At 38.3% G+C, this 23,468-nt stretch carries 21 protein-coding genes; 18 read left to right on the top strand and 3 right to left on the bottom strand.

Features of this window, described 5'->3' with window-relative positions:
- The first annotated feature begins 1 nt into the window (after position 1).
- On the top strand, positions 2 to 241 hold the full coding sequence (locus AQF98_RS00335; RefSeq protein WP_055129924.1) for a hypothetical protein: 240 nt from the start codon (positions 2 to 4) through the stop codon (positions 239 to 241).
- A gap of 90 nt (positions 242 to 331) precedes the next feature.
- On the opposite strand, the gene AQF98_RS00330 is transcribed toward AQF98_RS00335, so the two are convergent.
- Together AQF98_RS00330 and AQF98_RS22200 are read right to left on the bottom strand one after the other, a co-directional pair.
- Positions 332 to 1,885, bottom strand: a complete 1,554-nt coding sequence (locus tag AQF98_RS00330) for a recombinase family protein (RefSeq protein ID WP_055129923.1) — start codon at positions 1,883 to 1,885, stop codon at positions 332 to 334.
- Positions 1,882 to 2,112, bottom strand: coding sequence for a hypothetical protein (locus AQF98_RS22200; protein WP_055129922.1), 231 nt, complete (start codon positions 2,110 to 2,112; stop codon positions 1,882 to 1,884). The genes AQF98_RS00330 and AQF98_RS22200 overlap by 4 nt, the downstream gene beginning before the upstream one ends.
- A 152-nt stretch (positions 2,113 to 2,264) precedes the next feature.
- Between AQF98_RS22200 and AQF98_RS22085 the strand changes: the two genes are divergently transcribed.
- From AQF98_RS22085 to AQF98_RS00270, 12 genes are all read left to right on the top strand, one after another.
- A complete protein-coding gene (locus AQF98_RS22085; RefSeq protein ID WP_161805827.1) occupies positions 2,265 to 2,438 on the top strand; it encodes a hypothetical protein in 174 nt (57 codons plus the stop codon).
- A gap of 200 nt (positions 2,439 to 2,638) precedes the next feature.
- A complete protein-coding gene (gene mobC, locus AQF98_RS00320) occupies positions 2,639 to 3,046 on the top strand; it encodes a plasmid mobilization relaxosome protein MobC (protein ID WP_055129921.1) in 408 nt (135 codons plus the stop codon).
- A complete protein-coding gene (locus AQF98_RS00315) occupies positions 3,031 to 4,305 on the top strand; it encodes a relaxase/mobilization nuclease domain-containing protein (RefSeq protein ID WP_055129920.1) in 1,275 nt (424 codons plus the stop codon). Before mobC (AQF98_RS00320) ends, AQF98_RS00315 begins: the two co-directional genes overlap by 16 nt.
- A 12-nt stretch (positions 4,306 to 4,317) precedes the next feature.
- Positions 4,318 to 6,381: a conjugal transfer protein MobC gene (gene mobC / locus AQF98_RS00310; RefSeq protein WP_055129919.1), complete on the top strand. Its 2,064-nt coding sequence runs from the start codon at positions 4,318 to 4,320 to the stop codon at positions 6,379 to 6,381.
- Between the two features lie 126 nt (positions 6,382 to 6,507).
- The gene (locus AQF98_RS00305; RefSeq protein WP_055129918.1) at positions 6,508 to 7,098 is read left to right on the top strand and encodes an RNA polymerase sigma factor; all 591 of its coding nucleotides are present in this window, start codon (positions 6,508 to 6,510) and stop codon (positions 7,096 to 7,098) included.
- Between the two features lie 116 nt (positions 7,099 to 7,214).
- Entirely contained in the window at positions 7,215 to 8,384 is a 1,170-nt protein-coding gene (locus tag AQF98_RS00300) for a FecR family protein (RefSeq protein WP_055129917.1), read from the top strand.
- Between the two features lie 215 nt (positions 8,385 to 8,599).
- The gene (locus tag AQF98_RS00295; protein ID WP_161805826.1) at positions 8,600 to 11,878 is read left to right on the top strand and encodes a SusC/RagA family TonB-linked outer membrane protein; all 3,279 of its coding nucleotides are present in this window, start codon (positions 8,600 to 8,602) and stop codon (positions 11,876 to 11,878) included.
- A gap of 9 nt (positions 11,879 to 11,887) precedes the next feature.
- A complete protein-coding gene (locus tag AQF98_RS00290; RefSeq protein WP_055129916.1) occupies positions 11,888 to 13,285 on the top strand; it encodes a RagB/SusD family nutrient uptake outer membrane protein in 1,398 nt (465 codons plus the stop codon).
- A 30-nt stretch (positions 13,286 to 13,315) separates the two neighbouring features.
- Entirely contained in the window at positions 13,316 to 15,961 is a 2,646-nt protein-coding gene (locus AQF98_RS00285; RefSeq protein WP_055129915.1) for a S9 family peptidase, read from the top strand.
- A 93-nt stretch (positions 15,962 to 16,054) separates the two neighbouring features.
- Positions 16,055 to 16,405, top strand: a complete 351-nt coding sequence (locus tag AQF98_RS00280; protein WP_055129914.1) for a hypothetical protein — start codon at positions 16,055 to 16,057, stop codon at positions 16,403 to 16,405.
- Between the two features lie 103 nt (positions 16,406 to 16,508).
- Complete coding sequence (locus AQF98_RS00275; RefSeq protein WP_055129913.1) at positions 16,509 to 17,075, top strand: N-acetyltransferase; 567 nt, start codon at positions 16,509 to 16,511, stop codon at positions 17,073 to 17,075.
- A 48-nt stretch (positions 17,076 to 17,123) separates the two neighbouring features.
- Positions 17,124 to 18,056 carry a LuxR C-terminal-related transcriptional regulator gene (locus tag AQF98_RS00270; RefSeq protein ID WP_055129912.1) on the top strand — a complete coding sequence of 311 codons (933 nt, stop codon included), beginning with the start codon at positions 17,124 to 17,126 and terminating at the stop codon, positions 18,054 to 18,056.
- 16 nt (positions 18,057 to 18,072) lie between these two features.
- Here the strand turns inward: AQF98_RS00270 and AQF98_RS00265 are convergent, their stop codons facing one another.
- Entirely contained in the window at positions 18,073 to 18,309 is a 237-nt protein-coding gene (locus AQF98_RS00265; RefSeq protein ID WP_055129911.1) for a helix-turn-helix transcriptional regulator, read from the bottom strand.
- A gap of 359 nt (positions 18,310 to 18,668) precedes the next feature.
- On the opposite strand from AQF98_RS00265, the gene AQF98_RS00260 reads away from it, so the two are divergent.
- From AQF98_RS00260 to AQF98_RS00240, 5 genes are all read left to right on the top strand, one after another.
- Entirely contained in the window at positions 18,669 to 19,526 is an 858-nt protein-coding gene (locus tag AQF98_RS00260; RefSeq protein WP_055129910.1) for an RteC domain-containing protein, read from the top strand.
- A 102-nt stretch (positions 19,527 to 19,628) separates the two neighbouring features.
- The gene (locus AQF98_RS00255) at positions 19,629 to 20,141 is read left to right on the top strand and encodes a hypothetical protein (RefSeq protein WP_055129909.1); all 513 of its coding nucleotides are present in this window, start codon (positions 19,629 to 19,631) and stop codon (positions 20,139 to 20,141) included.
- 38 nt (positions 20,142 to 20,179) lie between these two features.
- Positions 20,180 to 20,533, top strand: a complete 354-nt coding sequence (locus tag AQF98_RS00250; RefSeq protein ID WP_055129908.1) for a DUF4134 domain-containing protein — start codon at positions 20,180 to 20,182, stop codon at positions 20,531 to 20,533.
- A 113-nt stretch (positions 20,534 to 20,646) separates the two neighbouring features.
- On the top strand, positions 20,647 to 20,982 hold the full coding sequence (locus AQF98_RS00245) for a DUF4133 domain-containing protein (protein WP_055129907.1): 336 nt from the start codon (positions 20,647 to 20,649) through the stop codon (positions 20,980 to 20,982).
- The gene (locus AQF98_RS00240) at positions 20,979 to 23,450 is read left to right on the top strand and encodes a TraG family conjugative transposon ATPase (RefSeq protein WP_055129906.1); all 2,472 of its coding nucleotides are present in this window, start codon (positions 20,979 to 20,981) and stop codon (positions 23,448 to 23,450) included. Before AQF98_RS00245 ends, AQF98_RS00240 begins: the two co-directional genes overlap by 4 nt.
- The last annotated feature ends 18 nt before the right edge of the window (positions 23,451 to 23,468 follow it).

Below are 23,468 nucleotides of genomic sequence, written 5' to 3'. Positions count from 1 at the left end.
AATGGGAAAAATTAAAAAAATAGAAGATTTGGCGAACCACAAATTTAAGTTCAACATGAATAGCATTTTCATGAGTTTAATTAAAAATGAAGCAATGCTTGGGGAAATTGTCGGTTTACAAACCGAAATCATAGCAAACTTATCTGGTAAAAGTATTGATGAAGTAAGCCAGAAAATTGACCTTTCCATAAAGAAGCGTCAATTAGAACTTTACGAGCTTTACATTGATATTGATAAGTAAAAATACAGTCACAATAGGGACACAAGATAACATATGACGAAAAAGAAATATGCGTTTAAAGATTATGAGGCTATGTTAAAAGCCGAATTTTCAATGATTGCAGTTCCCCATCAGCCACCCGTTATGGGACAAAGACTTTTTATTAAGTTTTTGTCCCTTTTTTTTGTCTTGTAATTCTTTGTTTTTCAGATAGATAAGCTCCATCGCCAAGTTCTTGTAGGGTGTTCGATATATAGCCCCATCATAGGTCACTTTTTCAGGAAACAACATCCCTACTAGGTATCTTTTGCCCTCTACGGTGGCTTTTTCATAAAATTCGTCCAATAACCGTAAGCTATTAATTGCCTCTTTTGCAATGGGCTTAATGTCAATTACAGTCGAATTTTCCACGTTTAGATCACTTAATCGGGCTTCAAGTCGGGATATTTTCTCATTGCATTCCTCTTTGATCACTCTGTAGTCCACAGCTTCGATGTCATTATTCAGCATGAGATTACGGCCATTTTCCATTCTCTTGGTCAAAGTATTAATTTCCTGAATGAAATCCTTTCTTTCTTCCTTAACCGATCTATTCTGGTTATTGTAGCAATCGGTTACTACGTCAACAAATAATTCATCATAGCCATTTCTAGGGATATACATCATTAATTCCTGAACAAATGCTTCATTTACCTGCTTTGCATTATAACGAATGCCACAGGCAGATGTACAATGATAATAGATTACATGTTTCCTTTTACCTTTTGATGCACTTCCAGTTAGCATTCGTGTTGGGCATTTCGGGCATTTTAAGAAGCCTCTAAGCGGTAAATCCTCTGGTGTTGAAATTGGAGTGCCATATACTTTTCTTCTATTATCCAACACATCCTGAACGTCATAAAATAAAGTCTCTGTAATCAAAGGCTCATGTAAAGCTTGTACAAGTCGGGCATCTTCATCACCAAATTTAGGAAGTCTTATTTTACCACAGTATCCAGGGTTTTTGATGGTATTGTAGAAGTTGTTCTTACTGCACTGGATACCTTTCTCACGCATTGCTTTTAATACCTGTTCCGCTGAATAGGTTCCTTCTGCGAGTCGTTCAAATACCCATTTCATTATGGAAGCATCCGGTTCTTTAAATGCAATGTAACGTTTGCCATTCTCGGCAACCTTGTTGATATAGCCAATAGGTGCTTTTCCCATCCACCTGCCTTCCTTTTTTGCCTGCCTGATACCTGCTTTGGTATTCATACCCCTTCTATCGTTTTCGATTTCTGGTGCGGTTAAATATACCGCAAGGATCATCTTGTTTTCAGGCACACTCATGTCCAAAGGTTGTTCTACCGCTTGGGGTTCTATTCCAAGTTTCTTTAAAGTGGCAATCATCGCATAGGCATCGGTAGCATTTCTGCTAAACCTGTCCCATTTGGTGTAAAGCAATAAATCAATCTTTCCTTTGTGCCTTCGCAAATGGATCATCATTTTTTTCCATTGCGGGCGGTTAAATGTTTTGGCGGAATGATCCTCTACATATACCTCTCTTACTTTGATATTGTGTTGTTCACAATATTTGGTGAGTACATCTTTTTGGCTTCTCAGTGAATAGCCTTTTTCAGCCTGCTCATCAGTACTGACCCTAACATACAAGTCAGCTGTCCTCATAAAATTTGAATTTTAGTTTTACCATTTTTTCTTTCTTCCAAACCTTGTTTATGATGCTTTATTGCACGTTTATTTGCTTGGCTTACTGACAAGTTAGCTAATTTATAGAGGAATTCCAACATGATTTTTGCCTCGGAAAAAGTTAGGTCCGTCCCATGTTTTGCCAATATTTTAATAGCTTTTTCTGGCGTAACATTTCGCTTTTCGTCTCTGATATGTGGTAGCATAGTTTTTTGTTTTAAACCACAATATTCTACAGAACAGTTTATTTTTCTTCACTAGTAGAGATAAATAACTTCCTCCAAAAATCTATTTATCACTACTAGAGATAAACCAATTTCAGGACGTTTCACCTTTGGACTATCAAAAAATGATCGTTATGAAAAACCAGAAAGATCCAACAATCAAAGGCCGAAAATTCAATGGAAACCCTTACCTGAAATTGAAAAAGGTAAAGCTTTGCCCAAGGCAAAAGATCAAGCAAATCCTGCGGGCATCAATCTCTTTACAAGAGTTGAAAAGTCTAAGAAAATCTGATGCGGAAAGGCTTTAAGACAATTTTCAAAAGATACATGCGAAAGTAATTATTTAACCATTTACCAAAGTTCAAAAGCACTTATTGGGGGAGCTTTCTGTAGCCCGCGTGGTCTAGGCAAAGATGTATTTTTGCATGCGCAAAAAATCTTTGCCGTCCTTAAGGCCGGAAGCATCACTCGGAACTCGTGCTGCCAGAACTTTATAAAAGCGAAGAAAATGCCAAGAAGAAAATCGGATAAGCCAGAGGAACTGTTGAGCCGTAACATCATCGTTCGGGTGACTGAAAAACAGTTTGCCAGTCTGGAAAAATTGCGAAAAGAAAGCAGCTCCCTATCGATAGCAGAAATTTGTAGAAAAATACTTTCTTCCAAGCAGATTAAGCTTTTTAAACAGGATATTTCTATGAACCCTGTAATGGAGGAACTCGCACTGATCCGCAAGGAACTAAAAGCTATTGGTATCAATATTAATCAGATCACAAGACATTTCAATCAGGACAAATCGAATGCAGGTAGATCATTCTTTACACTTAAAGTTGCTGATCAGTACGAAAAGGTTGATAATCGGGTAGAAAAATTATTGACGATCATTTCCAAACTAGCAGAAAAATGGTTGCAAGAATAATTACGGGCAGAAGTATAAGGGGATTGCTCCACTACAATGAGAATAAAGTAGACGAGGGCGAGGCAGACTTAATTATGGCCAGTGGCTTTGCTGGAGAAATTGAACGGATGAATTTCATGCAAAAGCTGAACAGGTTTAATTTACTTACACAGATGAAACCAAATGTAAAAACCAATGCGGTACATATTTCCCTTAACTTCCATTCCAGTGAAAAGATCGACAACCAAAAGCTCCAACAGATTGCTTCGACCTATATGGAGAAGATCGGCTTTGGCGATCAGCCATTTCTGGTTTATAGGCACGATGATTCTGCACACCTTCACCTGCATATCGTCTCTACCAACATTACCGCCCAAAGAGAAAGAATGGAACTCCACGATATTGGCAGAAAACTATCCGAACCTGCAAGAAAAGCTATAGAGGAAGAATTTGATCTGGTTAAGGCAGAATCTAAGGTCTTTGTGATGGATGCCAAAATAAAGCAGGCCGATCCAAAAAAGGTAAAATATGGAAATGTAACTACCAAAAGAGCGATCAGCAACGTACTTACTCCTGTTTTAAGAGAATACAAATTTACCTCACTTGCTGAATTCAATGCAGTACTGAAATGTTTTAACGTAACTGCTTTACGTGGTGCCGAGCACACGGCCATGTTTCAAAAAAGGGGACTGATGTTTAGCCTTCTGAATGAAAAAGGATCAGCAGCTGGCGTACCTATCAAGGCAAGTTCTTTTTATACCAAGCCCACGTTAGCAAACCTTGAGCAAAAATTTGAATTGAATAAGGCTAAACGCAAACCTTATAGGGAAGAGCTGAAAACTGATATAGAAAATCTCTTTGCCCAATACCGCTCAATCACTAGAAGCAGGTTTGAAACGGAAGCTAAAAAAATGGGTGTAGATGTACTGTTCAGACAAAATGATCAGGGGCAGGTATTCGGGATCACTTTTATCGACCATAAGCGAAAAACGGTATTCAATGGTAGTGATATAGGAAAGGACTTTAGTGCCAAAGCAATAACTGAAAGATTTGGAAAGGAAAATCTGGAGGTCAATCCGAAAATCATCCCACCACCAAGACCGGCAAAACGTCAACATATTAAGCTGGTTAACCCAGTAAAAACGTTTCTCAAATCGCCTCAGCCAACAAGATTTCTTGAATTGGCATTGGCTAAAACGCAGCCCGATTATGGCGCAGTAGTGCCACGCAGGAAAAAGAAACGTAAAAAGAACGATCAAAATCAAGAATTAACCCTTTAAACTTAAAAGATTATGAATACTGGCGAGGATGCGCAAGGACTGCGCAAGATTATCGATTTTAGCAGGCTGATCAGCATATCAATATTATGCCTGCACTTTTACATCATCTGTTACAAGGCATTTGACCATTGGGGATGGACGGCAGAATTAACGGATAAGATTACCAGTAACATCGCAAAAACTGGTCTTTTTAACAGTATACTAAAAGCCAAATTTGCGGCACTGCTTTTTATGGCGATCAGCCTACTTGGAGCAAAAGGCAAAAAAGATGAAAAGATCCAGCGTAACAGCATAGTCGCCTACTTGCTATGTGGCCTACTGGTCTATTTCCTTAGCTTTCTAGCGCTTTACCTTCAACTCTCTATTTCTATTGTCGCTATCACCTATATGTGTCTAACTGGTATTGGCTACCTGCTAATGCTTACTGGTGGCAACTGGCTTTCAAGATTAATTCAGAGCAGCTTGAGCAAGGATATTTTCAATTCAGAAAACGAAACCTTTCCACAGGAAGAACGATTGCTAGAAAATGAATATTCGATCAACCTGCCCGCCAAATATCAGTTGAAGAAAAAAATAAGGGACAGCTGGATCAATGTGATCAATCCTTTTAGGGGATTGCTCGTTGCAGGAACTCCAGGGTCTGGTAAAAGTTATTTTGTGATCCGTCACATTATTGACCAGCATATCAAAAAAGGCTTTACCATGTTTCTGTATGATTTTAAGTATGACGATCTAACTAAGATTGCTTATAATAAGCTCTTACAATACCGTAAAAATTATAAGGTTCCTCCAAATTTCTACATTATCAATTTTGATGATCTTGATAGAACGCATAGGTGCAATCCGCTAGACCCTAATGGAATGGAAGATATTACAGATGCCACCGAGGCCAGTAGAACGATAATGATGGGACTTAACAGGGAATGGATCAAGAAACAGGGCGATTTCTTTGTGGAAAGTCCGATCAATTTCCTAACTGCTGTGATTTGGTATTTAAGGAAATATAAAGATGGCAGGTATTGTACGCTGCCCCATGTAATCGAACTGATGCAGGTAGAATACGACCATCTGTTTGCGGTACTTGAAATGCAGGAAGAAATCAGGGTGCTAATTAATCCATTTATATCTGCTTATCACAACAATGCCAAAGCTCAACTAGAGGGGCAGATTGCAAGTGCAAAGATTGGTTTGGCAAGATTATCATCCCCTCAACTTTATTATGTGCTAAGTGGAAACGATTTTACTTTAGATGTAAACAATCCAAACGAGCCTAAGATTATCTGTGTCGGTAACAATCCGCAGAAATTGCAGACTTATGGAGCTGTTTTATCACTATATATTTCCAGAATGATCAAATTGGTTAACCGCAAAGGTCAGCAGAAAACCAGTTTGGTATTTGATGAATTTCCCACCATTTATTTCAATAATATGGACAGTTTGATTGCAACTGCAAGGAGCAATAAGGTAGCCACTACTTTAGCTGTTCAGGATTTTAGTCAGTTGAAAAAGGATTATGGAGCAGAGCAAGCAGACGTGATTACAGGAATTGTAGGCAATGTAATTAGTGGTCAGGTAACGGGTGATACTGCTAAAACTCTATCAGAAGGGTTTGGGAAGATCATGCAGGATAGAACGTCTTTGAGCATCAACAGTTCGGATACTTCTACTTCTAAATCATCGCAACTTGATTATGCTGTTCCTGCGGCAAAAATAGCAGGACTATCTTCAGGCGAATTTGTTGGCATGGTGGCAGATAACCCAGACCAGAAGATCAAGCTTAAAATGTTTCACGCAGAAATCCAGAACGATCATGCGGCACTTGCAAAAGAAGAATCTGAATATTCTCCTATTCCTGTTATTGCAGAGGTGACTCCTGAAGATGTGCAGGAAAACTACCTTAGAATCAAAAAACAGGTTGGCGATCTGATCAAGGAACAGTTGAGCACCTTGATCGATCCGAAACCAATAACAGAGAAGAAAAAGCCAGCAAAAAAACGATCAATTCGTAAATCAGTATCACCTTCACAACTTAAAACTAGTAAAGGCAAGGAACAAGAGAAGGTAATATCCATGTGAACAGGCAGATAATTGCTTGATGTGTGCTTATACGTCATCATCAGATGGGCTTAACTGGGAATCTGAATAATTATAGCTATTATTGGCGCTAGATTTCGTATATTTAAAGTAAGAATTTAAAAATTGATGGCTAATAATCTCCTTCATAATGAGCCCGAAATTCTGGTTAAGATTGCCGGGGGAGATCAGCTTGCATTTAATTTGTTATTTAAACACTATCATATATACGTCCATTCTTTTAGTCGAAAAATTACACATTCCGATAATTTAGCGGTGGAGATCGTTCAGGATATTTTTCTTAAGATATGGTTAGGTAGGGAAAAACTTGGACACATTGACAGCTTCGGTGCCTACCTTAACCGATTGGTAAGAAACCATTGTTTTAATGTACTTCGCCAATTGGCACAGGAAACTAAGTCAAGCGCAATTCACCTTAAGTTTGCAACGGATGTGGATCATTCGACTGTGCAACAGCTTGATTATAAGGAAACCGAAAGTATCTTGAACGAGGCAATAGAAATGTTATCTCCTCAGCAGCGAATGGTGTACATGCTTTGCCATCAGCAGGGACATAAATATGAGGAAGCGGCAGAAAAAATGAATATATCCCATCAAACGGTTCATGCCTACATGAAAGATGCGCTTCGCAAGATACGAGAGCATTTCAAAAAGCATTCGGTCGAGTATTCGTTATTCATCACCGTGTTGTTCAAATAAAGTCGTTGGCTATCAGTATTTTATAAAATAGTTCATTCCTCACTACCCCCGAAAATATAAGTTCTGGGTCAATGTTATCAAATGGTTAAGATATTCTTAATTAAAAAATAACATTAATGGAAAAGATCAATCATAGACTTCAGCAACTGCTTAATAGTTACCTTCTGGAATCTATCAATGAGACAGAAAAAAGTGAATTGTCGGATTATCTCAGCAATCCTATCTATGAAGGGCAGATAAAGGACTTGATTTCGGATTCTTTTGCTAATCAAAGCGAAGGATTAGAACTTGAAGAAACCAAGCAACAGGAGCTTTTGCAATACATCTATGCGCACGATCAGAATGTCAATAATAAGATCGTAAAGAAAAAATTGTGGCCTCGAATGGTCGCGGCGGCTTCGATAGTATTGGTAGCAGGTGTGGGTTTTTACTTCTACAAATCTAATAGCCAAGTAGAACAACAACCAGTTTATGTAAATGATGTTAATCCTGGAAAGAATGGGGCTACCCTTACGCTTGCCAATGGACAAAAAATTCTGATTAGTGAAGCTAATACTGGAAATATTGCGAGTCAGTCCGGAATAAAGATTTCTAAAACTGCCGACGGTCAAATAATCTATGAAATTTCGGGAGCCAACTCTGGAACTTTAGAATATAACACCTTGTCAACTACACGTGGGGAACAAACTAAGGTGCGTTTGCCTGATGGTTCCCTCGTGTTTTTAAATGCGGCCTCATCGCTAAAATATCCTGCCTCGTTCGCCAGTTTAAAAGAACGTAAAGTGGAACTTTCAGGAGAAGGGTATTTCGAGATTTCTAAAGATAAGGCTCACCCTTTTATTGTCAAAACAGCAAAGCAAGAAATAGAAGTACTCGGAACTCAGTTTAATGTGAATGCTTACGCTGACGAGCCCGTTATAAAGACAACTTTATTGGAAGGCAGTATTAAGTTAAACACTGGGTCTCAGAAAGAAATATTAAAGCCAAATGAGCAAGCGATCCTTAGAGATAATCGTCTGAATATAAAGGAGGTTGAAACAGAGGAAATAGTTGCATGGAAAAATAACGAGTTTCTTTTCAGGGATGATGATTTTAGAACCAATATGCGCAAGATTGCCAGATGGTATAATGTTGAAATTATCTATGAAGTGGATGCGCCTGATAATTTCAAGTTGGGAGGATTTTTGTCAAGGACAAAAAATCTATCTGCTATTCTTAAACTTATGGAAAAGACAGATAAAGTACACTTTAAAATTAGCGGCAAAAAAGTGTATGTAAGCAAGTAACCAGAACTATAAACATATAATCAATAAACTATTAACCTAACTTAACAACATGAGGAAATTTATACGAAAGGAAAGCTAAGGCTTAAAAAAACCAAATCCCGATGGTGATCGGGACTGGTCGATGTTCGGCATCGTTAATAATAAAATCAACTGTTTTACCGCAAGTACCTAAAGATTCGAAGCTAGAAGGCAACTGCTTAAACCAAACTAAACAAATGTATAAAAATTATACTAATAAAATTGGTATGCCAAATCGGCATATCGCTAAAATATGGCTGATTATGCGACTAACCACCGTTATATTGATTGCTACTCTAATGCAGGTCAGCGCTGCAAGTCTTGCCCAACGTGTTACGTTGAACCAGAAAAAGGTATCACTAGAAAAGGTTTTTAGAGAAATACATAATCAAACGGGTTATGATTTTCTGTATGACAAGGAATTATTAGACAAAAAAGAACGAATTAGCATTTCGGCCAATAATGAGTCATTGGAAGCCGTTCTTGATAAGTGCATAAGCGATCAGTCCTTATCATATTCAATCGAAGATAAAACAATTGTCATAAAGGAAAAGAAGAAGATATTCAACCAATTTCTGAACATTGATATTACAGGTAAATTGGTTGACGAAACTGGTCAGCCTATTGCGGGTGCAACAATAAAAGTCAAGGGAACTACCGCTGTTACTACTTCTAATAGTGAAGGTGTTTTTTCTCTGAAGAATATCGCAGATGATGCCACGCTGGAAATTTCTTATTTAGGTTATCAAATTAAAGAAGTAAAAGCCTCTAAAGATTTAGGTACTTTAAGAATGGAAGTAGCCGTTGGAAAATTGGATCAGGTAACGGTTAACGCTGGATATTATACCGTTAAAGACGGCGAAAGAACTGGTAGTATTTCTAGGATTACTTCTAAAGATATAGAGACACAACCTGTAAATAATGTATTGGCAATTATGCAAGGCCGAATGCCAGGTGTCAACATCACTCAGTCTACCGGAACGCCTGGTGGAGGTTTCGATATCAAAATTAGAGGTCGAAATAGCATTCGCACGGACGGAAATTCTCCATTATACATTATTGATGGTGTACCTTATGCATCGGATCCTATTGGTGCTTTTCAAACAACAACAGGCTTCCCAACCATTGCGAGTCCACTCAATAGTATTAATACCGATAATGTTGAAAGTATTGAAGTTTTAAAAGATGCAGATGCAACAGCTATCTATGGATCCAGAGGTGCAAATGGCGTTATATTAGTTACTACTAAAAAAGGAAAGCCAGGAAAAACAAAAGTCTCAATCAATTCATATAAAGGTGCTGGTCAGGTAACAAAATTTCTGGAGCTTATGAATACACAGGAATATCTAACCATGCGTAAACAGGCCTTTATAAATGATGGTTTAAGTAATTATAATGAATGGGATTATGATATCAACGATACTTGGGATCAGAATCGATATACTGACTGGCAAAAAGAACTCCTAGGAGGGAGTGCGGAAATCAACAATATTCAGGGAACAATATCTGGTGGAACCGTTAATAGTCAATTTCTCATTAGTGGCAATTATCGATCTGAATCTACAGTGCTTCCAGGTGATTTCCTATACAGGAAGGGGGGAGTTCAAGCCAGCTTTACTCATCAATCAGATGACCATAAGTTTAAAATGGCGTTTTCAATTAACTATATCAGACAGAACAATGATCAGCCATCATTTGATTTTACCTATGATGCACGCTCCCTAGCACCTAATGCTCCAGCACTCTATGATTCTAAAGGAAATTTGAACTGGGAAAATGGTACATGGGATAATCCTTTGAGAAACCTAAAGGCTAAATTTGAGGCTAAAACAAATGACTTAATAACAAATACAATTCTATCTTATGAATTACTGCCAGGATTGGTGGTGAAAAGTAGCTTTGGCCTTACTGATCTTAGTACACTAGAATCACGGGTAACTCCTTCTGATATGGGAAATCCTGCATTAAACCCTAGTAGTGCAAATTCCACTATAACTTTTAATAATACCAACAGATTATCTTGGATTATTGAACCCCAAATCAATTGGAGTAAAGAGTTAAGGGCAGGAAAAATTGATGTGCTATTAGGAGCTACCATTCAAAGTCAGAATACAGACAGGTTATATCAATCTGGAACTGGATTTAGTTCAAACAGCCTAATCTATAGTCTAGCTGCAGCAAGAACTGTAAGAGTATTACTCAGTGATATTACGCAATACAAGTATCAAGCCTTTTTCGGTCGAGTAAATTACAATTATAACCAACGTTACATTGTCAATCTCACGGCCAGACGAGATGGGTCAAGTAGGTTTGGCCCTGATAAACGGTTTGCTACTTTTGGTGCTTTAGGCGCTGCTTGGTTGTTTTCTAATGAACATTTCTTAAAAGACAATACTTGGTTAAGCTTTGGAAAGCTTAGGGCAAGTTATGGTATAACAGGTAGTGACCAGATTGGCGATTATCAGTTTTTCAATACATACGCAACTTCAGGAGTTGCATACGGTAATACTATAGGACTTCAACCAACACGGCTTTATAATCCTAATTTTGCCTGGGAGACAAACAGGAAATTAGAAATTGCATTAGAGTTAGGCTTTCTTCAGGACCGATTATTTTTTACTGGTGCATGGTATAAAAACCGTTCGTCCAACCAGCTTGTCGGCATACCATTACCTGGCACAACGGGCTTTACGTTATTGCAATCCAATTTAGATGCGACAGTGCAAAATAGCGGATTGGAGCTTACACTGCGTACAGAAAACTTAAAGACTAAGAATTTAACTTGGACCACAAGCCTGAATATCAGTTCTTCCAAGAACAAACTCATTCGGTTTCCAGGGTTGGAAGGCTCGGGATACAGCCAACAATATCGCATTGGTAAATCTTTAGATATTCAGTTATTATATCAGTATAAAGGTATAAATCCTCAAACTGGAGTCTATGAATTTGTAGATGTCAACAATGATAACAGAATATCTTTTCCAGAGGACAAACAAACTATAGCAGATTTAACACCGAAATATTTTGGAGGTATTCAGAATCAGATAACTTTTAAAAAATGGAATTTAGATTTTCTTTTTCAGTTTGTTAAGCAAAAAAATAACAGCTATCCAATAGGATATAATGGAGACATGACGAATCAACCTTGGAGGGTTCTAGAAAGTTGGCTGAAATCGGGAGATACTGGACCCTACCAAATTTTTACCACCGGAAATAATAGTAGTGCAATTACGAGTGGCTCGCTGTATTCTGCAAGTAATATGAGTGTTGTTGATGCATCCTATATACGTTTAAAAAATGTTTCGCTTTCCTATGAGTTACCACTAATATTGAAAGGTACTCAGTGTAAAGTATCCCTCCAAGGTCAAAACCTCTTGACTTTTACTAAGTACAAAGATGGCGATCCTGAGTTTATCAGCTATGGATTTTTGCCCCCACTTAAAGTTGTTACCGCGGGCATCCAATTAACCTTTTAATGTATTAATATGAAAACTATATATCATTCTTCTACAAAATATTTTCTTGTGGTTTGCGTAATAATCGCTTTAAGCTTCAGTTCTTGCGAATCCTTTCTTGACGTTGATTTGCCAAAATCGCAACTAACAAACGATGCTGTGTTTGATAGTTATGAAACAGCAACAATTGCGATGACAGATGTTTATTCCAAAATGAGGGATAAAGGCCTATTAACTGGGACAAGTTTTGGTATTTCCAATCAGCTAGCGATTTATTCCGATGAATTGGTGAGCTATGCAAATCAATCTAGTGCAAATTATAATTTTTTCAATAACTCACTTCTGCCAACAAACACTACGGTAACAGACTATTGGAACCTAACATATAATCAAATATATTCTTCAAATTTAGTAATTGAAGGAGTTAGGAACAGTAAAACTCTTACATCTGAGCAGAAGAATCAATTGGAGGGAGAAGCCTTATTTGTTCGGGCTTTATTGCATTTTTATCTTGTAAATCTTTTTGGTGATATTCCCTACATAACTCAGTCAAACTACACAACAAACAGTAATGTATCAAGAATTTCGACCGAGGGAGTTTATGCAATGATAATTGAGGATTTAAAAAGGTCAATCGAACTCCTGCCATTAAATTATATTAGTAGTAATAAAATAAGGCCAAATCAATCTACAGCAAAGGCTTTACTTTCGAGAGTTTATCTTTACGGAAAGTCTTGGATTGAGGCAGAGAATATCGCCTCGTCTTTAATAAATGAAACGACACTTTTTTCATTTGAAGATAATATCAACAATGTCTTTCTAATTGGTTCCAAAGAAACTTTATGGCAGCTGCAATCTGCAAATGCCGGGCAAAATACCGCAGATGGCGCTACTTTCATATTTATTTCGGGGCCACCACTTGCAGTTAGTTTAAGTCCCAATTTAGTAAATTCTTTTACTAGTAACGACTTACGCAAATCCAATTGGATTAAAGCTATAACAAATGGCACAACAACATGGTATCATCCTAATAAATATAAAGAAAGAAGTACTACCACTGCCTCAAAAGAATATTCTATCGTTTTTCGCTTAACTGAACAGTATCTAATTAGAGCAGAAGCAAGAGCGCAACAAGAAAAATTAGCAGGAGCTAAAGAGGATTTGAATAAAATACGCCTTCGAGCTGGACTTGGTGGTACTCCAGCATTGACTAAAGCGGATCTCTTAGCAGCAATTTTGCAGGAACGACGTTGGGAGCTTTTTACAGAACGTGGACACCGTTTCTTTGATTTGAAGCGTAACGACCAACTAGATCAAGTTTTGTCAATCGTAAAACCAGGATGGAATAGTGCTGATCGGCTATTCCCTATTCCTCAAAAGGAGCTTAGCACCAACCCTAATTTACGTCCACAGAACCCTGGATATTGACATTAGATATAGTTAAATAAAAAAATCATTATGACATTTATCAAAGTACAACAGAATTTATTTTTCTGGTTGTTTCAATTCGTATTGCTATCAATTTTGACAGTATTTACCTGCCCTTCATTTGGGCAGGTAATACAAAAAAAGGAATTGCAGTCTTCTGAGTATAACTTATGGGGAGAAGCTCATTTAGATAAAATTTCTCCTGATGAAGAATGGGCAAGTTATAAAATGACTTATGAAAATGGTAACGACACCCTATTTGTTCGAAATATTCAGAACAATAAAACCTACATTTTTGCAGGTGGCGACAATGCGTCCTTTACCAAAAATGGTTCTTTTATATGTCAAATTGGAGAAGAAATAGCAATTCTAAATTTGAAAACTGGAAAGAAGGAAACTATATCTATGGCAAAACAATTCACCTACTGTGAGCAAACAGATCAGTTGATTATGTTGATGCCTGGGAATCAAAAAAATAACCTAATCATTCGTTCTTTAATTGGAGACTCATATAAAAAAATTGGTGATGTAACTAATTTCTTGGTCAGTCCAAATGGCCACCAGCTTGTTTTCTCTACTTTTATCAATAACAAAAGTGCGTTATCACTTATTAATCTTAAACATCTAAATGATACAAAGAATTTAGTAATTGACAGCGTAGATTATTTTACTGGTCTTACGTGGAATAAGGATGGTCGTTCGTTTATTTTCCTTAGTCAAGCTACTGATAAGACCATTACTGCCATTTCTTATTATATCTTGGGACAAGATAAGTTATATCAAATTAATCCAAAATCAGCACCAAACTTTCCAATTAACGCCACCATCGTCTATGAAACCTTTAACCGCATATCGATTTCCGACGATTTGCAAAGGGTATTCTTCTATTTTCAAACAGAAGTAGATAATCCAAAAAAAAAACAAATCTCAAAAGTTGAGATTTGGAATACAAACGACAAACGAACTTTTAAGCAACAACAGAGAGAGGGAAATTTTCAGACACAACCTAAAATGGCTTTGTGGTTACCGCTATCAAACCAAATTAGTCCCATAACATCAAATGAACTCCCTAAGGTCACACTTAATGGGAATTTAGAAAATGCTATTTTATCAAATCCAGAGGAATATGAACCTCAGTTCAAAAATGATGGTGGCACGAGGGATTTTTACGTTATGAACTTTAAAACTTTTGAAAAAAATATCCTTTTAAAGAACCAACCTTATATCAGGGGCACGCTTAATCCTTCTCCAAGCGGAAAATATTTTGCGTATTTTAAAGACAACAATTGGTGGGTTTATAATTTTTCCACTAAGCACCATACCAATATCACGGCAAATATCGAAGTCAAATTTACCGGCAAAGTAAGAAGTCTAATCCCTGAATTTGTTTATGGCAACCCAGGATGGAGCATTGCCGATAAAGAGATTTTACTTTATGACCAATATGATGTTTGGGCAATCACACCCGACGGGGCATCTTGTAAAAGATTGACGCGGGGACGAGAAGCTGGGATTAGCTATCGTATAGCTAATGTCCCAAACAAAACTGGACAGAGTTATACCTATGACGGGCCACTAATTGAAACTTTTGATATGACTAAAATCTTGTTTTTGAGAGCAAAAGGTGAAGATGGAAAAACAGGATATTACAAGTGGAGCAGCAATAGTGGTGAAAAGCCAATCGTATACGGAGATAGTTACGTTGATGAATTAAATTACAGTTTAAAAATGGGAAGGATATTCTTTAGAGAACAAAGATTTGATCTCTCCCCCCGATTAATGTCAACAAGTACTTCCATTAAGCCCATCGCTTTTTTCAAGAGTAATCTACAGCAGGAAAAGTATTTTTGGAGTAAATCAGAATTGATAGAATATAATAATTCTCAAGGACAAAAGTTAAAAGGGGTGCTAATTTACCCAGCTAATTATGATCCCCTCAAAAAATATCCAATGATTGTTAACATTTATGAAATTCAGTCCAATGAACTTCATATTTATGTTAAGCCCACCTATAGAAATGAAGGCGGATTTAATAGCAATATTTTTACTTCTCAGGGATACTTTGTTTTTTTACCAGATATCTCGCTTGAGAAAGGATCTCCAGGGCTTTCCGCAGCAGACTGTGTTATTTCAGCTACAAAAAAAATCATTGAAAAAGGTCTGGTAAACCCAATTAAAATCGGATTGATTGGACACTCATTTGGCGGGTACGAAACTGCATTTATTATTACACAAACGCAATTGTTCGCTACTGCGATAGCAAGCGGTGCAATAACTGACCTTAACAGTTTTTATCATACGCTAGGTCAGAGATCTGGAAGGCCTGATATGTGGCGTTTTGAAGGTGAACAATGGAATATGGGAGGAACGCCATATGAAATACCCTTGGCATATCAAGCTAATTCTCCTATAGCCCATGTTCAAAATATTCGTACCCCAGTTCTTTTATGGAGTGGGCAAAATGACCTTCAGGTTGATCCTCACCAAAGTATGGAATATTATTTAGCGCTTCGAAGACTAGGAAAAAAAAGCACCATGTTATTATATCCAAACGAAGGTCATGTTATAAGCAATCCAATTACCCAGCAGGATATTACAAGTCGAATAGAACAATGGTTTGATTATTATTTAAAAGATGAGAAGCCAGCCGACTGGATTTCAAAAGGTAGTAAGTAACAAGAATCGGTTGAGCCAAAGATTGCAAAATGATTAAACGAATAAAACTGACCAATGGCTAAATATCAAAATCTAATATTGAATTAAAATAGCATGAAAAAAAATATTATAAATCGCTGTTTACAGACAGCTAAGCTACTGCTTTGTCTTTTTGTTTTCTATTGTTCAAGTTGTAAGAGCTTAAGACGATTTGATCAAGGGGCGCTTGAAACTTCAAAACCAATATTACAAGTCGCAGTTAGAGAAAGTGACCTCCCTTTCTTTATAGAAAAAATTCAAGAACTAAATTTGGTTCCGATAGATTTTCAACAAAGAATGCCAGATACACAGAATGGGGAAACTAAAGAATTTTGGATAACATTTCGATTTTTTACAAAAAATGCCTTTTTGGTGGGACGTTCAGAAATTATGACGACTGGATTGGTGAGCAAAATAATTCATTGAGAGTGAGAATAAATTAGGTTATAATAGTTAATAGTTAAAGGGGAAACTGCCAGGATTGGTAAGTCCCTTTTTTGATAAGTTCTTTTACTTAATCCTCACCTACATGAAAAAAGCAAATTTGAATGATAAATCTTTGGTAGCCGATATTTTAACAGCTGCCTTTTTACATAACAAGAGCGTGAACTATCTGATTCCCCAAGATGGACTGAAGATGTTTCGCATTCATGAACTGATGCAGTATTCCTTTGAAATTTGCCGTCTTTTTGGCGAGGTATTTCTTTGCGACGACCGTAAGGGGTGTGTATTGCTGCTATATCCAGAATTAAAGCGGACAACATTCAGGTCGGTGTGGCTGGATCTGAAACTGATTTTTAAAGGAATAGGTCTTAGAAATGTGTTCAAGGCAATTAAACGTGAAAGCAGGATAAATGATGTACGCCCTGATCAACGAATGGCCTACCTATGGTTTATTGGTGTGGTGCCGGAATATCAGCATTTTGGCTTGGGCAAGAGGTTAATGGAAGAGGTGATCGTTAAAACTGTATCAGAAAATCGACAGATTTTCTTGGAGACTTCAACCATCGAAAACCTCCCTTGGTACAGAAAGTTTGGTTTCGAGGTTTACGACGAACTTACTTTTGGCTATACCTTATTCTTTTTGAAAAGGTAGCCCCAGTTATTGCAATCAATATGTTTTTTATCTGCCAAATATACGACTATGCTCATACCAGGAACACAAATGTTCGTTTTGACCGCTATTATTATTTCTTTAGAACTTCTCTTTTTCTTTCATCAGTTCATTTACTATTTATATCGACCATCAGAGAAATGCAGGTTCTGGTATCTGATTTTGCTTGGTCTACTTATCTTCTATAACACAACGGGCGGATTTTTCCCTGATCCAAATATCAGATTTATTTCAGTTCAGTTTCAAAATATCATTGCCTACGGTGCTGGATTTTTGATGGCATCCTATTTCCCGTTTTTCTTCTACAAATGTTTCAACCTGAAAAGCCTCCGTTTCCATGCCCTATATGGGGTTCCTCTTTTTCTATTGCTTCCCTACCTGATCTTCTTCGGGGTAATATACCTTGCTAAGGGCGATCTGGAATATGCCATACGCTATGGAATGATTGTGCCGTTCTTCTATTCTTTTGTGATCATTATAGCCATCTTGAAAGCGATCAGAAGACAGTTTGCCGCATATAATGAAAAGGGATATGTAATAGACAGGTTGGAAATCATAGCGGTATACTGTGCGGTTATTCCCTGGGTAAGTATGTCGGTTTTCGCTTATTTTCATGTTTCCCAGCTCATAGAAGCTATTGTGACCAATCTTGGTTTTCTACTGGTTACGATAATATTTTTTGTCAGATCAGTTCGACGGGCAAGAATTATTGACTTAAGGCTGAAGGCTGGTGAGCTGGCTATTCCTTATGAGGAGATTTTCGAAAAAAATCTATTGAAATATCCATACACGCCAAGAGAAATAGAGGTCATTAGATTACTTAGACAAGGTCTGACCAAGGAACAGGTTGGAGAAAAATTGTTTATTGCAACTTCTACGGTTTCCCGCCATGTACAAAATATCCACTACAAAACCGATGTTAGTAACAGACTTGAGCTGATGCGGAAATTAGAGACCGAATAGTTTTAGCAATTTTCTTTTAAAATTCTAATAGTTTGGATGGTTCGACTTCCAAACCCTGCGCCAGAGCCACGATGGTTGTTAGCGCCAAATCAACTTGCCCTTTCGATATTCTCTGCACTTGACTATATTCCAGATCTGCCCTCACAGAGAGTTGCCTTAACGATGGTTTTACTTTATTTTTCTCACCGTATTCAGCCAATAATTTGAGTAGGTGATTTCCAAAATTAAGTTTGGTTTCCTCTTTCCAGTCCATGATGGAAAATTCGCACAACCCTTGCGATTTAATGACGTATGTACATACGTCAAATAAAAATTATTATTTAGAATTCCAATTTTAATCGTCAAAAAATATAAGGAGAATGATCTGAAAATGCGCTTGGTATTGGTTTAAAAGAGCCTTTTCATAAAATGCTTCCAAAGATGTAGTGGAAATACACCCTTTTGTGTAGGGATTTTTAGGTCTTACCGGACACATTTGCCATACCTCGATGAGGTTGTAATGAGCGGTTTAAAAACAAAAAGGCCTATGGTTAAATGATACTAATTTTCTGCCGATCGGTTAGGGCATTCAGGTGAAATGTCCATCGGCGGGGCTTACTTAAATTTATCCCTATGCGTAAAAATAATGCAAAGCAATCCTTCCGTAACCTGCGTTCAAGGTTAAAAACGATCACTAGCTCCGATAAGCTCGGCCTTGTTGAAAAGTTTAGCCAGTGCCTCAGTTTGATCAACGATTTTTTGTTGGAAGTCCGTTTGGAAGTGACTTCGGTAGCTTTCAAGGACAAAATGGAAGAGATCTATTTCTTCAAGTTTGAAAAACCTGAATATTATGCATTAAAAATTTACCATGTTTCTCTTTTCACCCTGCTTCACCAAAAGCCCGTGGGTACAGATGATCAGCTTCGTGAATTCTATCTGGAGGAATTGCATTTTATCGGCAGGTTCTTCCGCCAGCACGCTTTCCATTACCAGTATTACAGAGCTGGGTATACTGAAATGGACGATACCCTTTTTCTTCGTGGAGTAGAGACCAAGCCATTTTACCTTTCTGAAATCCCAGAACTTGATCCCGATTTTTCAACCAATGGCGATTATCTCTTTGCGCAGTTCATTGCCTACGAACTTTTGCAGGAGTATATCCTTGAAGCTATAAAAAGCCTTGATAACGAAGTAACTGGAAATGTGACTTTACCCTTAAACAGAGGTAAAAAATGGTTTGACTGGACGGGAGAAATCGTCAATCTGGTTGAACTCGGTTATGCCATATATCTATCTAAACAGGTAAATGACGAAAAGGCATCGTTAGCGGACATCTTTCGCTGGCTAGAGGAAAGCTTTGGTGTAGAAATTGGCATCCCGGCCAATCGGTTCCGTGAGATCAAGCGGCGCAAGCGCTTAAGCCGTACCCATTTTCTGGAAATTATGCAACGGGCTATGATCTCCTACATGGAAGAGGATGATCATATATGATCGATTCTAAGCTTTTAAAGCTGGTTTTAAGATTTATTTATCACTACTAGAGATAAAGGATTTTTGGGTCTTTGAACCTTTGCTTTCACAATTCCCGTGGCAATGAAGCTGCGGGAAATAAAGCAAAATAGTATGATAAATTTATTTTCATCGCAGACCTGTATACTGGCTGCGGTCATCATCGGACTACTCTGGCTGTTTCTGGTCTGGCTTTTTTACCGAAAGAAATCAACGGATAGTTCTCATTCACTTCCACATAGGTGGGATAGCAAAGTAGACAAGCTGGAAGCAGAAGAGCTGATGGGTAAAAGAGCACTGGAAGATGGCGTTAGCGTAGTGGAAGCAGATGATTTTAGCTTCGTTATTGCTGATGATCCTAACAAGGCTGAAAAGCTTGGCGATCTGTCGGATGTACAACAGGAAATCAAAGAAATCTGCAAAGTACTGGAAGAACAAGATGGTGGCAAGGATGATTTTCTATCCATGTTTAGACTGGTCAGGGAGAAATACCCTAAAGTGGCGGAAAGTAATTCGGTTGGGCTGTTGAATGAGTTTATCCGTGAACACGTACCCTTTCATCTTTCTGCCGAGGAGCTTGAAAACCTCTGGCACTAGCAAGCTAATTTTTTATCCATTCACCTTAAATCTTTTCAATGAATAGCAATATCAATAACCAGCATAGCCCTCAAAAAAAGAATTTCGCCAAGTTCCTGCTTTTTTCGTTTATCCTTGGTGCCTATAACCTGCTTTGTAGCATTTCCCTTTTTGCCCAGGATGGAAATTCTGGCATACAGGAAGCAACTAATAAAGTAAAGGGATATTTTGATTCGGGATGCGACCTGATGTATGCCATCGGTGCAGTAGTGGGCGTGATCGGGGCAATTAAGGTTTTCAATAAGTGGAACGCTGGAGAACCCGATACCAACAAAGTTGCCGCTTCTTGGTTTGGCTCCTGTATATTTTTAGTGGTAGTGGCCACCGTACTTAAATCATTCTTCGGCATATAAATTCATAACCCTCGATCTTCTATCGCTTTGGATTACATAGCGCATGATCCCATAAATTCTATAAGCCGTGTTGTAGGTCATTGCGGTAAGATCAGGGATTTAAAACATAAAATATGAGTTCAGTATATCAAATCAATAAGGGCGTAAATAAGCCCATCGAGTTTCGGGGATTATATGGGCAGTATATTGCCTATTTGGCTGTAGGTTTAGTGATGCTACTGCTTATCTTTGTGACACTCTACATCTCCCACGTACCGTTGTATGTGATACTACCAACGATACTAGGTCTCGGTAGTGGTCTTTTTTATACCGTATTCGGCCTATCTAAACGCTTTGGTGTACACGGCCTATTAAAGTGGACAGCAAAACGTGGACTCCCCAAATACATCAGGTTCAGTTCAAGAAGGGTTTTCACTTCGTTAAAATACAATGGGAGGACTGGGATATGATAGATATCGAAAAAATCCTACCAATATGGAAAGTTGAAAACGGTACGATGATCTCCATGCAAGGTGATGCAACGATTGCTTTTAAGCTGGAGCTGCCAGAAACCGGAACACTTTCAGCCGATTCCTTTGAGGCGGCACATCAGTCATTTGTAAAAGCAATCAGGGTCTTGCAGGCTGGAATGATCGTTCACAAAGCGGACTGGTACCTAAAGGCAAAAGTAAAGGCGGATTTTATTTCAGTCAGTGAAAGTGCATTGTCTTTTGCTTCAGAAAAGCATTTCAATGAAAGGCCATATCTGGATCATAGCTGTTATATTTTTTTGACCCAGCAGCCATTAGACCGCAAGCTTGCTACTTCTGCTTACTGCAATATCCTTCGCAAATCGGTTGCACCTGCTGGGTTAATGGATGATCGGCTGTTTAAGAATTTTCTTTCCTGTTGCGGTCAGTTTGAAAGTATATTGACAGATAGTGGACTTTTTACCTTGAAAAGGCTTAACGATGATGAGTTGGCGGGCTCGGCAAATTCGCCAGGAATCATCGAAAAATATTGCTTTTTGCTTGGTGCAAATGAAGCCCCAATGATCCGTGATGTACATATCAAAGATGGTATTCGTGTTGGGGATAAACAGGTAGAACTCTATTGTCTTTCTGATGCGACTGACCTGCCCACTTTCTGTGGTAGCCGTATCAATTATGATAAATATTCGACCGACAAGACCAAATACAGTATCGGTTTTGCTTCACCATTAGGGCATTTTTTGGACTGTAACCACATTTTTAACCAATTTGTATTCATTAGTGATGGTCAAAAAACACTAAAAGCGCTGGAAGCCAAAAAGCTCCGTTTACATTCCCTCTCTGCTTATTCAAGAGAAAATTCGATTTCCCGTGATGCCTGCAACGATTTTCTAAATGAGGCCATCGGTCAGCAGCGTTTGCCCGTAAAGGCTCATTTTAATGTGATGGCCTGGTCGGATGATCCTACGGAACTCGCTGGACTGAAAAACAAGGTGGGTTCTGCAATGGCGGCTATGGATGCAATCTGTAAACAGGAAACCGATGGAGCGGCGCAGCTCTGGTTTTCAGCAATGCCAGGCAATGCAGGTGATTTCCCAATGAACGACACTTTTGATACGTTCGCCGAACAGGCCAGCTGTTTTTTCAACATGGAAACCAGTTACCGTTCTTCCATATCCCCATTTGGCTTGAGGCTCGGTGATCGTACTTCGGGCGTACCACTTCAAGTGGATATTTCAGATGAACCGATGAAAAAAGGGTTCACCACCAACAGGAACAAGTTTGTGATCGGTCCGAGTGGTTCGGGAAAAAGTTTTTTCACCAACCACATGGTGCGAAGTTACTACGAACAGGGTGCCCATCAGGTAATCGTCGATGTTGGTCATAGCTACAAGGGGCTGTGCGATCTGGTCGGAGGTTATTACTTTACCTATTCAGAAGATAATCCGATCCGTTTCAATCCATTTTTTATTGGAGAGGGCGATGAACTGGACACCGAGAAAAAGGAAAGTATCAAAACCCTTTTGATCACCCTTTGGAAAAAAGACGATGAACCTTATACCAGGGCAGAATATGTTGCGGTTTCCAACGCTTTGACCCTTTATTATGAATACCTGAACCTGCATAAAGAAGTATTTCCATGTTTCAATTCATTCTATGAGTTTTTGATGGAGGAATACTTGCAGGTACTGGAAAATGGAAAGGTACAGCAGCGCAATTTCGACATCGATAATTTTCTGTACGTGCTTAATCCATACTACAAGGGTGGCGAATTTGATTACCTGCTCAATGCGACCGAGAATCTTGACCTATTACACCAAAGGCTAGTCATTTTTGAAATTGATAAATGTAAAGACCATCCTATTTTGTTTCCGGTCATTACGATCATTATCATGGAAATGTTCATCAGCAAGATGCGAAAACTGAAGGGCATCCGTAAAGTGCTACTTCTGGAAGAAGTATGGAAAAGCATAGCAAAGGATAGTATGGGTGCCTATATCCAGTATCTTTTTAAAACAGTGCGCAAGTTTTTTGGCGAGGCGATCGTGGTTACTCAGGAGATCGAGGATATGCTCAGTTCCGCCATTGTAAAAAAGGCGATCATCGGTAATGCGGACTGTAAGATACTGCTTGATCAGAGCAAATACCAGAACAAATTTGATGATGTACAGGCGCTATTGGGACTTAGCGATATGGAAAAGGCTTTGGTTATGTCGATGAATAAGGCCAACGATCCCACCAAAAAGTACAAGGAGGTATTCATTTCACTCGGTACACAGTGCTCCAAAGTTTACCGAACAGAAGTGAGTTTAAATGAATACTTAGCCTATACGACCGAAGAAAGCGAAAAGATGATGGTGCAGGCCTATGCCGACAAGTACGGCGATATCGCCCGTGGCATCGCCGTACTTGCGGCGGAGCTCCTTAGCGGAAAAAAGATTTTTTAACCATTTAATTCTATCAAT

Source organism: Pedobacter sp. Hv1, assembly GCF_001412215.1.
GTDB lineage: Bacteria > Bacteroidota > Bacteroidia > Sphingobacteriales > Sphingobacteriaceae > Pedobacter.
This window is presented reverse-complemented; position numbering and strand designations above follow the sequence as displayed.